Origin of the sequence: Kocuria sp. CPCC 205297, assembly GCF_040981035.1 — a bacterium.
In the GTDB taxonomy this organism is placed as follows: domain Bacteria; phylum Actinomycetota; class Actinomycetes; order Actinomycetales; family Micrococcaceae; genus Kocuria; species Kocuria marina.
Genome location: NZ_JAVKPY010000004.1, coordinates 79,870 through 91,123, shown reverse-complemented (window position 1 = coordinate 91,123; position 11,254 = coordinate 79,870). Strand labels below are relative to the sequence as shown.

The 11,254-nt window shown below is 69.7% G+C and carries 12 protein-coding genes; 1 reads left to right on the top strand and 11 read right to left on the bottom strand.

Annotated elements, in window-relative coordinates:
- Positions 1-25 precede the first annotated feature (25 nt).
- The 9 genes from RF650_RS04730 to malQ all read right to left on the bottom strand — a co-directional run bounded on the left by RF650_RS04730 (position 26) and on the right by malQ (position 7,860).
- Entirely contained in the window at positions 26-1,297 is a 1,272-nt protein-coding gene (locus RF650_RS04730) for a Dyp-type peroxidase (protein WP_131332294.1), read from the bottom strand.
- On the bottom strand, positions 1,287-1,991 hold the full coding sequence (locus RF650_RS04725; RefSeq protein WP_131332293.1) for a copper chaperone PCu(A)C: 705 nt from the start codon (positions 1,989-1,991) through the stop codon (positions 1,287-1,289). The genes RF650_RS04730 and RF650_RS04725 overlap by 11 nt, the downstream gene beginning before the upstream one ends.
- 409 nt (positions 1,992-2,400) lie before the next feature.
- Positions 2,401-3,087 (bottom strand): copper resistance protein CopC, encoded by a 687-nt coding sequence (locus RF650_RS04720; RefSeq protein ID WP_368814213.1) that lies wholly within the window; start codon positions 3,085-3,087, stop codon positions 2,401-2,403.
- 107 nt (positions 3,088-3,194) lie between these two features.
- Entirely contained in the window at positions 3,195-3,788 is a 594-nt protein-coding gene (locus RF650_RS04715; protein WP_368814212.1) for a hypothetical protein, read from the bottom strand.
- 179 nt (positions 3,789-3,967) lie between these two features.
- Positions 3,968-4,252, bottom strand: a complete 285-nt coding sequence (locus tag RF650_RS04710) for an HU family DNA-binding protein (RefSeq protein WP_064847404.1) — start codon at positions 4,250-4,252, stop codon at positions 3,968-3,970.
- A 76-nt stretch (positions 4,253-4,328) separates the two neighbouring features.
- On the bottom strand, positions 4,329-4,634 hold the full coding sequence (rpsN, locus tag RF650_RS04705) for a 30S ribosomal protein S14 (protein ID WP_064847405.1): 306 nt from the start codon (positions 4,632-4,634) through the stop codon (positions 4,329-4,331).
- A 3-nt stretch (positions 4,635-4,637) separates the two neighbouring features.
- A complete protein-coding gene (gene rpmG, locus RF650_RS04700) occupies positions 4,638-4,805 on the bottom strand; it encodes a 50S ribosomal protein L33 (RefSeq protein WP_012397435.1) in 168 nt (55 codons plus the stop codon).
- A 1-nt stretch (position 4,806) separates the two neighbouring features.
- On the bottom strand, positions 4,807-5,043 hold the full coding sequence (rpmB, locus tag RF650_RS04695) for a 50S ribosomal protein L28 (RefSeq protein WP_012397434.1): 237 nt from the start codon (positions 5,041-5,043) through the stop codon (positions 4,807-4,809).
- A 585-nt stretch (positions 5,044-5,628) separates the two neighbouring features.
- Positions 5,629-7,860, bottom strand: coding sequence for a 4-alpha-glucanotransferase (malQ, locus tag RF650_RS04690; protein ID WP_368814211.1), 2,232 nt, complete (start codon positions 7,858-7,860; stop codon positions 5,629-5,631).
- A gap of 126 nt (positions 7,861-7,986) precedes the next feature.
- Between malQ and RF650_RS04685 the strand changes: the two genes are divergently transcribed.
- Positions 7,987-8,697, top strand: a complete 711-nt coding sequence (locus RF650_RS04685; protein ID WP_368814210.1) for an HAD family hydrolase — start codon at positions 7,987-7,989, stop codon at positions 8,695-8,697.
- A gap of 47 nt (positions 8,698-8,744) precedes the next feature.
- On the opposite strand, the gene RF650_RS04680 is transcribed toward RF650_RS04685, so the two are convergent.
- A complete protein-coding gene (locus RF650_RS04680) occupies positions 8,745-9,590 on the bottom strand; it encodes a CoA ester lyase (protein ID WP_167318053.1) in 846 nt (281 codons plus the stop codon).
- Between the two features lie 428 nt (positions 9,591-10,018).
- The gene (locus RF650_RS04675; protein ID WP_098053684.1) at positions 10,019-11,116 is read right to left on the bottom strand and encodes a glutathione S-transferase family protein; all 1,098 of its coding nucleotides are present in this window, start codon (positions 11,114-11,116) and stop codon (positions 10,019-10,021) included.
- Positions 11,117-11,254: the final 138 nt, after the last annotated feature.

Sequence of the window (11,254 nt, the reverse complement as noted above, 5' to 3'; positions counted from 1 at the left end):
CGTTGTGCTGCTCCGCGCACGCGGGTCACGTGAACAACGTGTCCCCGATGAACCCACCCACTTCGCAGCCCGGCGGGATAGCGAACACGGCGGATCCGATGGGCACGGTCCACGTGTTCAGCATGTCCAACTGCGCCAGCCGCCGCTGGATGGGCACGAACTGTTTCACGGGGTCCGACTGGTAGGACGCGAAGATCAGCCCCGTGTTGGACACCCCGCCCCGGACGTCCCCGGAGCGGCTGTGCCCGGACGCATCACTCACCGCCAGATCGTAGTTGTACACCCTGCGGAAGATCTTCTCGTCCGGGTTGTCGCTGCGCGAACGCCGCATATGACTGTAGGACGAGATGACCGGGAATCCCAGGGAACCCTTGGCCTCGAAGTCCGGTTCGTCGTGCTCGGCGGCGCCCGTCAACGGTGCGCCGTTCGACAACCGGCGCCCCACCGAGTCCTCGCGCGCGGGGGTGTCGGCCTCGTCCCACGTGTCCAGGTTCATGTGGATCCGCCGGATCACCACGGATGTCCCGTTCTCGATCCACGGGGTGAACCCGCCCTGACCGTAGACGACCTTCTCGTGATCAGCCTCCCCCGGGTACGGGTTCACGGTGCCGTCCACCTGACCGAAGAGGTTGCGCGTGGTCTGACCGTCCGGGGTGGCGCCCACGGTGTTGCGGAACCCGTCCTGCACCCAGCGCACGGTCGCGAAGGACCGGGCGTCCTTGAGCAGCACCCGCTGGGCGTGGGCCAGGGTCAGCTTGTCGTCGCAGCACAGCTGCAGCAACAGGTCCCCCTGATTCCACCGGTCCTGCAGTTTGTCGATCGTGAAAGCGGGCAAGGGCTTGAGCCATTGCGGGGCCCGGCCGGCGTCGATCACGGCCATGGCCCGCGGCCCGAAACCCACCGTGACGGTCAGCCGCGAGGGGTTCTGGGCGAGCCAGGGTTCCTGGTCGTTGACGGGGGCGGTGCCCTGCGTGAGGGCCGCGGCGTCGTCCGTGAGCACGCGCAGCAACCGCCGAAGTGCGTCCCGGTCCACCTCCCGGTGCAGGTCCAGGGCGATGAACACGCAGAACGCCTGCGGCAGCGTGGCCACGCCCGCCTGTCGTGGGCCGTGGAAGGCCTCGGTCCGCAGCCCGGGCCGTTGGCTGTCCTGTCCCGCCGCCGCGAGCCGGGGGTCCACGGCGCCGAGGGCCGCAGCGGAAACCGCCCCCAGTCCCGTGGCGCCGGCGCCGGCGACCGCGCCCGTGAGCAACGATCGCCGGCTCCACCCCGAAGCGGAAGGGCCCCGATCAGTGGTCATGACACGTGGGCAGTGCGCTCGAGGATGGGCTCGTGCTCATGCCCTCGTGCGACCCGTGGTCGTGGGCGGCATCCGACGACGAGTGTCCGTCCCCCGAGCCGTGCTCGCCTCCGTGGCCCGCGTGCTCGTCCTCGCCGGGCGCGTACCGCTCCTTCGCGCCCGTGAAGTCGCGCACCGGGACGGTGACGTCCCGGGTCCCGCTGTCGGTGCGCAGCTGCAGCGTGAGGTCACTACCGGCCTTGAGCGAGCACGTGAGCCCCATGAGCATGATGTGATTGCCGCCCGGCTTCAGGTCCAGGCTCTCCCCCGGTACGAGGGTGAAGCCACCCTCCTTCTGCCGCATTTGCGTGGCGCCGGAGCCGCCGTCCGCCACGGTCTCGTGCAGCTCGACCGAGCGCGCGACGCCGTCCGCGCCCGCCCCGGTGAACGTGACCTCCTGCCCGGAGGTGTTCGTGAGCTTGCCGAACACGGCGGTCATCCCGGAGTCAGCCGCCTTGGCCCAGCCGTCGCTCAGTTCCAGGGGCGCGGCGGCGGTGCTGTGCGTCGCGGAGTCCGTCCCCGCGGGCGACGACGCCGCCTCCCCACCCTGCGCTGAGCACCCGCTCAGCGTAGCCAGGCCGAGGCCCACGACGGCCACAGCTGCCAGCGCACGGCGCGGGGCGGGAACGGACGTGGTGTTCAGGTTGTAGTTCATATGTGAGTCCTTAGGAGTGAATCTGCTCCGGCTCGCCCGTCCGCTGCGCGTGTCGTCGGACGCGGCGTCGAGTGACGCGGCACTGTGCCTACTCGACACCGGGACCATGCCCGCTCGACAGACGGGCTGTGCCCACTCGATGCCCGAGCCACGGGCCGCTCCCTGAGTACCGGGGCGCCAGAGCAGCCGGTGTCGTACGAACGGTGCTCGTCCGAGCGGCAGCGCGGTCACGTCCGTCGATCACATCGAGCCGGTATCGAGTCAGCGGTGGGCCGAGTCAGTGACGGGCCGCATCCGCGGCGCGCCGAGCGCTTGTCGGACCGCATCCGCGGCGTGCCGGAACGCGTGAGCGCGGCGGCGGGAGCCTGACGGGAAAGGATGATCCGGGCGGGCCGCCCGGGTCAGGGAATCAGCGCTGCTTGGGGCGGGTGGCGAAGGCCAGGATCACCAGCAGCAGGACCAGCGCGATGGCGCCACCGGCCACGGGCAGTACCCAACTCGGGATGCCCGTGCCGCTCACGTCCTCCTGGGACCCGTTCCCGTCCTGGGCCGCGCCCTGGGAGGCGTCCGCAGAGGCCACGGGGGCCGGGGACGCAGCGGTCGCGGCGCCGTCGCCCACGGTGTACGTGAACGTGCCCTCGATGGGGTGCCCGTCCTGGGAGACCACGCGCCACGTGACCGTGTAGGTCTCGTCCTCGCCCCCGCCCTCGCGCAGCGGCTGGGACACCGTGGTGTTCTGCGCGGCCAGCGTGCCGCGCGTCATGTCCGTGCCGTGGGAGTCGGTGACCCGGACCTCGCTGCCGATGTCCTGGATGTTCCCGGAGAACGTCAGTTCGAGCGCCGTGGGGGCCTTCTCGAGCTTCGCGCCGGCCTGCGGGTTGGTCCGCACAAGTTCGTCGTGGGCGCTCGCGGGCCCCGCCGTGGTGACGACCAGCGCGAGGGCCAGCAGCGCGGCGAACAGGGCCGCGAGCGACGTCGCCGAACGTTGCGAAAGGCGGGCGTGCGGCGCGGCCGACGACGCCGCGGTGTCACCCGTCCGCGCCGGGGTCCGCAGAGTGGGCCGTGGCTGATGTGGTGTTGAGTACGAAGGGTTCATGGGTGTTCTCTCCTGCGCCCTGGGGCGTGGGGGCCGCGAGGTGGGCTGCCGATGGATGCGATGGATGCTCGGGGCGGCATCGGATCCAGGGGTGTTCCCGCCGATGCCTAGGCGAGGGCGGGCGGTCCGCGGTATCCGCAGACGGAGGAGAGCAGGAGCTGATCGGCCAGTGCGCGCGGCGAGGTCCAGGAGGTCCGCCGCGGCACGGCCGTGGTGACCGGGCGCAGGGCCAGGACAAGGATGCGCAGCACGCGCAGGGACACAGCGTCCAGCAGGCGGAACGCCGCGGTCTCGCCGTGGCGCAGCAGAGCGTAGGTGGCCACGGCCGCCACGGCGTGGGCGGCGAGCATGCCGCACCCGTGATGCGCCGCGGGCGACACCGAGATCACCACGGCGGGACCGTCCGCCGTGGGGGCCGCGTGGTGGTGGGTGTAGTCGATCGCGTGGGCCATCCCACCGGACTGGGCGTACAGGGTGTGCAGCAGCGCCTGACTCAGCAGGACGCTACCGGCCACGCTCCAGCGTGAGAGCACCCGTCCCGCCAGCAGCATGCACAGCGGGGCCGCCAGACACATGGACAGCGCGATGATCAGCGGGGAGGGCCAGGTCCCGTCCACCGCGGCGTGCGAACCGGCCGCGAGTGTGGTGGCCACGAAGGCGGCCACCCAGCCCCGGGCAAGTCGGCGCGCGCGAGGGGACACCGAACACCTCCGGGACTCACGGGGAAAGGATGGAATTCCATTATGCGCCACCGCGCGGGGAACCACGAACCCGGCGGCCCCGCGGAAGGGGTGGGGTGGCGCACATGCCGAAGGGACCGTTCACGGAGTAAGTGAACGGTCCCTTCGAGCGCCGGGTCCTGGGACCCGCTGGTCTTACCTCACTTGGAGGAAACAGCAGCCTTCAGCTTGGAGCCCGCGGTGAGCTTGACACCGTGGCCAGCCGGGATCTGGATGGCCTCGCCGGTTTGCGGGTTGCGACCCTGACGTGCGGCGCGGTCGGTGCGCTCCACGGAGAGCCAGCCGGGGATGGTGATCTTCTCGCCCTTGGAAACGGAGCTCTCGAAAACCTGGAACAGGGAGTCGAGAACGCCGTTGACGGCGGCCTGGGTGCTACCGGACTTCTCGGCAACCTCTGCAACGAGTTCGCTGCGGTTCATAGCCATGTGCTTGTCCTCCTGGACTGGGTTGGCATTCGCTGGGGAAGGGGCGACCGGGGGTCGGGTCCTTCCGGTGCAGAAATTACCAGCTGGACTTGTAGATACCGGGCAATTCGCCGCGGTGAGCCATGTCGCGGAAGCGCACGCGGGAGATCCCGAAGCGCTGGAAGGTGCCGCGGGGGCGACCGTCGATCTGGTCGCGGTTGCGCACGCGCACGGGGGAAGCGTCACGGGGGAGCTTCTGCAGACCCAGGCGGGCCTCCTCGCGAGCCTCGGGGGACGCGTTCTCGTCCACGAGGGTCTTCTTCAGTTCAGCGCGCTTGGCGGCATAACGCTCGACGACGACCTTGCGCTGCTCGTTCTTGGCGATCTTTGACTTCTTGGCCATGTCTCAGCGCTCCTCGCGGAAATCGACGTGCTTGCGGACCACCGGGTCGTACTTCTTCATGACGAGGCGATCGGGGTTGTTGCGGCGGTTCTTACGGGTGACGTAGGTGAACCCGGTACCGGCCGTGGACTTGAGCTTGATGATGGGACGTACGTCCTTGTCCTTGGCCATCTCAGATCTTCTCCCCACGTGCGATGAGTTCGTTGACCACGGCGTCGATGCCGCGCGCATCGATGACCTTGATGCCCTTGGCGCTCAGGTTGAGCGTGACGTTGCGACGCAACGAGGGCACCCAGTAACGCTTCTTCTGGATGTTCGGGTTCCACCGACGCTTGGTGCGGCGGTGCGAGTGCGAGATGCTGTGGCCAAAGCCCGGCTGGGCCCCGGTCACCTGGCAGTGCGCTGCCATAGTGTTCTCCTCCAATGTCCAATGTCGACGAAATGACGGCACGCATGGTCGCCGCCGAGCGGTTTTCCGCCGGCAGCCATAGCCAAGAGTGGTCCGTCACCTCAAGAAAATGCCACCGTTCGCGCGCCGGGCGTGATGGGTTTACCCCGCGGCAGTACCGGTCAGGGCACTCGCTACGACGAAGACGGTGAAGATCAAGGCGCCGGTAGATGGACTCCACCACACGACAGCCTTAGATTCTAGGCTTCTACGGACTCGCTCGCAAATCCGAAGGCGGAAGCGGTGCGATTGCGCGCCCCTCGATCCTAGCCGCTGGTTCGCAACGGACCAACTCGTCCGCCCCGCCGTGACGGGCTCCACGAACGGCGCACCCAGGGGAGAATCCCTCCGGGAAGAGCCCCCGGAAAAGCCGCCGAAGAAGACAACGGGAAACACGCGAGGGTGGCGGTCCGTCCATGACCCGGTCCGCCACCCCGACACGTTTTCTTCGGCCCCATCCCCTCACCCAGGAGATTAGGTAAGGCAATTCTTGCCTAATCCCTCCGGCGGGGCAACCCCCTGACAGGATCGCGCCGGAGCGAGTGCTCAGAACTCGCCCGTGAACGGGTCCGCCACGTCCCAGTGTTCGGGCTGTTCCGGCGCCTTGGCCTTGGGATCCCGGCGATGCGTACCCAGCGCGCCGTTGACCACGTCCACGAGCGAATTGACCCGCTCGGACCCCGGGAGGGATTCGAGCATCACGGGCCGGCCATCCGAGTCCGCGAGCGGGACCCGCCAATTCGGGTACTCGTCGCTCGTGCCGGGCTGGTTCTGGATCCGCTTCTCCCCGACCGCGTCCACGAGGGAGACGTTGATCAACACGGACGGTGCGTCGCACAGGTAGCGGTGGATCGCCTCGATCCTGGCCTGCTCCCCCGGGTCCTCATCCCGGGGCAGATAGCCGGCATCCGCGACCGCGGTGAAGAAAGTGTCCAGCTGACGGCGTGCCTCCTCCCGTTCCTCCTCCGGCGAGCGCGCGAGCAGTCCCAGGTCCTCGCGCAGTTGCAGCTGCACGCCCTCGAGGTAGCCCGCCGTGGGCGGGAGGTCGTGGGTGTTCACGGAGGCCATGCACAGTTCGCGGTAGCGGGAGGGGTCCAGCGGGACGTCCCCGTCCATCTCGAACCACATGATGGAGGTTCCCAGCACGCCCTTGCGCTCCAGGAACTCGCGCACACTGTCCTCCACGGTGCCGAGGTCCTCACCCACGACCACCACGCCGGCGAGCTCGGCCTCGAGGGCCAGGATGCCCACCATGGCCTCGTGGTCGTAGTACACGTAGGTCCCGTCCGAGGCCTGGTTGCCATCGGGGATCCACCACAACCGGAAAAGTCCCGCCACGTGGTCGATCCGCACACCCCCGCCGTGACGGAAGATGTTGCCGAGCATCTGCCGCCACGGCCGGTACCCCGCCTCGGCGAGCTTGCGGGGATCCCACGGCGGCTGACTCCAGTCCTGGCCCAGCTGGTTGTACATGTCCGCGGGGGCACCCACACTCACCCCGGGGGCCAGGACGTCCTGCAACGCCCAAGCGTCCGCGCCTTGCTTGTGCACCCCCACCGCGAGATCGTGCACCACACCGATGTCCATCCCGGCCCGGTAAGCGGCACGCTGCGCGGCCTCGAGCTGCTCGTCGAGCAGCCACTGCAACCACACATGGAAACTGATCCGGTGGCGCAACCGGGTACGCGCCTCCTGGGCGTACGGCGCCTCCGGGGAACTCGCCTCGTCCCGCCACAGGGGTGAGTCCTCCCCGAGTTCCTCCCGCAGGGCGCACCACAGCGCGAAGTCCTGCAGGGGTTGCCCGGCATGCGCCACGAACGCCTCGAGCTGTTGCTGGCGGTAGGGCGAACGGCGCACGGTGAACAGCAGTTCGAGACTCTTCAGCTTCGCGGCGTAGGCGGAATCGCGGTCGATCGTGCTGGGGTCCAGCACGGCCTTGCGTTGCACCGCGGCGAGTTGGGCCACGACCTCACGGTCCCCGGGACGCAGGTACGGGAACTCCGCGACGTCGCTGATCCGCAGGTACAGCGGGTTGAAGAAGCGTCGGCTCGAGGGCAGGTACGGGGAGGGCTCCACGGGAGGCGTGGGTTCCGCGGCATGCAGGGGGTTGATGAGCACGTAGTCCGCGCCCTGCACACCGCTGATGGCGGCCAGGGACGCGAGGTCCGAGAGGTCCCCCACGCCCCACGAGCGGGAGGACATCACCGAGTACAGCTGGGCCATGTAGCCCCACCGGCGGCGCCCGCGCAGCCGGTCCGTGGTGCTGAGGCGCTGCGGGGTCACCGCCACGTCGATGCTATTGCGCTGCCCCGAGCCCGTCCGGGCCTCGAGACGGTACCAGCCCAGCGGGAGGTCTCGGGGCAGTTCGTAGGGCACGCGCTCGCGGACCGTGTCATCGACCTCGCGGGTCTCGGGAGCCACGTCGGGCGCCGGGTGCAGCTCGCGCACCGCGCCCGGATCGTCCTCGGGCCACAACCGCACCCGCACGGTGTCCCCCTGCGTGGTGGCCACGGGCACGATGGCCTCACACTGCTCCTCCGCGATCACCACGGGCGGCAGCAGCTCGCGCCACGGCGCCAGCTCGCGGTCGCGCAGACTGCGCCGCGCGGCGTCGTCGTCCGAGACGTCCGCGCCAAGTGCCGTGAGCACACGGCGCAGCGTCCGCTCCGGCACGGTCTCGACTCCCCCGTCGAAGCCCCGGTACTCGGTGGCCACCCCGTACTCGGTGGCCAAGCGCTGCACAGTCGTTTCCCCTGAAGTTCCTGCGTTCTCCGCCATGCCCCCACTCTAGCCAGCGGGGACGGGTCCCCTCGGTCGACGACGACGCCGCTGCCCACCGGGATCACGCCCGGAGCGCCGCGCGGACACGCCGGACGCGTCGGGGGCACGTGGTTGACTGGGGGCATGGATACCACCCTGCCCGGCCCGGGCCCGCACTGGCGCCCGCGCGCCGTCGTCTTCGACTGCGACGGCGTGCTCATGGACACCGAGAGCGCGTGGGCGCGTGTGCAGGCCCAGGTCGCCGAATCGTTCGGCGTGACGCTCGACGAGCGCGCAGGCACGTCCCTCATGGGGCTGTCCGCCGCGGACGTGGCCCGGGACATCTCGCAGCGCGCGGCAGCCGTGGCCGAGCAGCGGGACGAGCCCGCTCCCGGGTTCGACGCCGTGTACGAGCGGCTCGTGCGCACCGAGGAGGACGTGGTCGGTGAGGTCCTGGAACCGTTACCGGGCGCGATCGAGACCGTGCGGGCGTGCGCCCAGCGGGTCCCGATAGCCGTGGCGAGCAACTCCACCCGCGGGATCCTGGATCGGAAGATGCACGCGATCGGCCTCGCAGACGTCGTCGTGACGTGGGTCAGCGCGCAGGACGTACCCCGCGGCAAACCCGCCCCGGACATCTACGAGGAGGCCGCGCGGCGCCTGGGAGTGGAGCCCGCGGACGCGCTCGCGGTCGAGGACTCCCCCGCGGGCACCGCAGCCGCGGTCGCCGCGGGACTGTGGGTGCTGGGAGTGCCCCACGGCCACGACGAACCCATCACGTCCCACTTCCGGGCGGAGTCGCTGGCCGACCCCGCGGTCGGGGACATGCTGCGGGTGTGGGGACTGCCGCTGTAGGTGCGGGGAGTCCGCAGCTGGGCCCGCTGGACGGACCCCGCGGCGGATCAGCTGTTCCAGAGGCCGTAGGTCTCCGCGAGTTCCGAGACCTTCTTGGCGCGCGCGAGGCGCGGGAGGTAGGAACCGTCCGCACCGGCGTGACCGGACTCGGCCTGCTCGATCATCTCACGGGCCCAGCGGATCTCCTGATCGCTCGGGGCCAACGCGTGATTGATGCCGTCCGTCTGGTCCGGGTTCAGGCACAGCTTGCCCGTCATGCCCATGGACTGCGTGACCTTGCACGCGGCCTCGAGCTCCGCCCCGGACACCCCGTTGGTGGGGCCGTCGATGGGACCGGGCAGCTCACCCACCCGCGACGCCGTGACCAGGGTCGAGCGCGCGAACGCCAGGGCCATGGGGTCCCCCGAGGCACCGGTGTCACGGCGGAAGTCGCCCACACCGAACGCGAGCCGGAACACGCCCGGGGCGCGCGCGATGTCGTACGCGTTCATGAGGCCCACGGCGGACTCGATCAGTGCGACCACAGGGATTCCCGCGTGGCTCATCATGGCGGTCTTGGTGATGTGGTCCGGGTGCTCGGTCTTGGCGAGCACGATGCCCCGCAGGTTGTCGACCTCATTCAGCGCGGCCAGGTCCTTCTCCCAGTGCGGGGTGGTGATGTCGTTGATCCGCACCCATGCGCTCACGCCCTGGTGCATGGCCTCCATCATGTCCTCACGGGCGCGGTCCTTGTCCTCCTCCGGCACCGCGTCCTCGATGTCCAGGATCACGGAGTCCGCTTCCGAGGCCAGCGCAGGCGCGAACAGCGACGTGTCCGCCGCGGACGTCAGCAACCACGAGCGGGAGAGTCGCGCGGGAAGTGCAGCGGCGCGTTGGTTACGGTACGGGGCCATGGGTCTCCTGGGGAAGTGGGTGGGATCGGTCTGGGGGCGTTCGGGGCGGCTCGTCGCACCCCGCGGGACGACGGCGTCAGGGCGCGATTCGTAACCGTGGGATCGGGGTGTCGTCCGGGACCGCGACGAGCGCCCATCGGGTGCGGTACGGCGGCGGTGCCGCGCGGGTGAAGTCACCCGACACGCGACATCAACCCTAGTACGAGGGGCCATCGAGCGCCGTCGGGCCGGGGCACAAAAGCCCTTGCCGGGGGTTTGTGGGGATCCCACGAGGATGCGCGAACCACCCCGGCGTCGCACGATGAGAAGCGACCTCCATACGGCATGGCGTACCCCCGGTGAGGGTGCTCAACACCACACGGGCGCACGCGGCACCGCGCGGCCCCCGGACGGGTCCTGCGCATCGTCGGGGGGGCCGCGTGAGGTGATCAGGAGGCGAGCGGGGTGTGGTCCGGGTCCACTCGCTCGTCGTCCCGCACGGGACCCGATGCCGTGGCACCGGGGGCGAACGGGGAGCCGCCCAGCGACTCGCGACCGTGGGGGCTCGTCCAGTTCTCCAGGGACGGGCCGAGCGGCACGATGCCGGACGGGTTGATGTCCCGGTGCACGACGAAGTAGTGCTCCTTGATCTGCTGGAAGTCCACGGTGTCACCGAAGCCCGGGGTCTGGAACAGATCGCGCGCGTAACCCCACAGGTTGGGCATCTCCGTGAGCTTGTTCCGGGACGCCTTGAAGTGGCTCACGTACACCGGGTCGAAACGTGCGAGGGTGGTGAACAAGCGCACGTCCGCCTCGGTGATGTGATCGCCCATGAGATAGCGCTGGCCGGAGAGCCGTTCCTCGACCCAGTCCATGGCCGCCCACAACCGCTCGTACGCAGACTCGTAGGCCTCCTGCGAGCCCGCGAAACCGCAGCGGTACACACCGTTGTTGATCTCGGTGTAGATGCGGTGCATCACCTCGCGCATCTCGGGCACGAGCTCCTCGGGCCACAGATCGGGGGCGCCCTCCCTGTGGAACTGCTTCCACTCGGTGCTGAAGTCCTCGGTGATCTGCGGGAAGTTGTTGGTCACCACCTGGCCCGTGGGGATGTCCACGATGGCCGGCACGGTGATCCCCCGGGGGTAGTCCGGGAAGCGCTTGAAGTAGTTCTCCTGCAGCCGCTCGGTGCCCAGCACGGGGTCGCGCCCGTCCGGGTCCAGGTCGAAACGCCACGAACGGGAATCGTGCGTGGGTCCGGGCAGGCCCACCGAGATGGCGTCCTCCAGGCCCAGCAGGCGGCGCACGATCAGCGTGCGGTTGGCCCACGGACACGCCCGCGCGGCCACCAACCGGTACCGACCGGCCTCCACGGGCCACGCCCGGGCGCCTTCGGCCAGTTCCGCGTGCTCCGGGTCCGCCACGATGCGGTCCTCGATGTAGGTGGTGTCGCGGTTGTACTCCTCGCCCTCGTGGACGTAGGCCCCGGCGGTGGAGTAGCGCCCGTCCTCGGCCTGTTCGATGTTCTGGGTCGTGGAATCCGACATGCTGTACCTTCCGTGAATATATTTTGATGATACGTCACCAATCCTTGAGTGGGGTAGCCCCGGGGTGCCCTGGACCGCGCGGAGGACTCGCGCGGAGGGCTACAGTGGCCCTGTCGAAACACCCCGCGTGAGCCCGTT

Bases quoted from the DNA above. Each gene is read 5' to 3' on its own strand.
- RF650_RS04730 (WP_131332294.1), bottom strand. From the start codon at position 1,297: ATGACCACTGATCGGGGCCCTTCCGCTTCGGGGTGGAGCCGGCGATCG.
- RF650_RS04725 (WP_131332293.1), bottom strand. From the start codon at position 1,991: ATGAACTACAACCTGAACACCACGTCCGTTCCCGCCCCGCGCCGTGCG.
- RF650_RS04720 (WP_368814213.1), bottom strand. From the start codon at position 3,087: ATGAACCCTTCGTACTCAACACCACATCAGCCACGGCCCACTCTGCGG.
- RF650_RS04710 (WP_064847404.1), bottom strand. From the start codon at position 4,252: ATGGCTATGAACCGCAGCGAACTCGTTGCAGAGGTTGCCGAGAAGTCC.
- rpsN (WP_064847405.1), bottom strand. From the start codon at position 4,634: ATGGCCAAGAAGTCAAAGATCGCCAAGAACGAGCAGCGCAAGGTCGTC.
- rpmG (WP_012397435.1), bottom strand. From the start codon at position 4,805: ATGGCCAAGGACAAGGACGTACGTCCCATCATCAAGCTCAAGTCCACG.
- rpmB (WP_012397434.1), bottom strand. From the start codon at position 5,043: ATGGCAGCGCACTGCCAGGTGACCGGGGCCCAGCCGGGCTTTGGCCAC.
- malQ (WP_368814211.1), bottom strand. From the start codon at position 7,860: ATGGCGGAGAACGCAGGAACTTCAGGGGAAACGACTGTGCAGCGCTTG.
- RF650_RS04685 (WP_368814210.1), top strand. From the start codon at position 7,987: ATGGATACCACCCTGCCCGGCCCGGGCCCGCACTGGCGCCCGCGCGCC.
- RF650_RS04680 (WP_167318053.1), bottom strand. From the start codon at position 9,590: ATGGCCCCGTACCGTAACCAACGCGCCGCTGCACTTCCCGCGCGACTC.
- RF650_RS04675 (WP_098053684.1), bottom strand. From the start codon at position 11,116: ATGTCGGATTCCACGACCCAGAACATCGAACAGGCCGAGGACGGGCGC.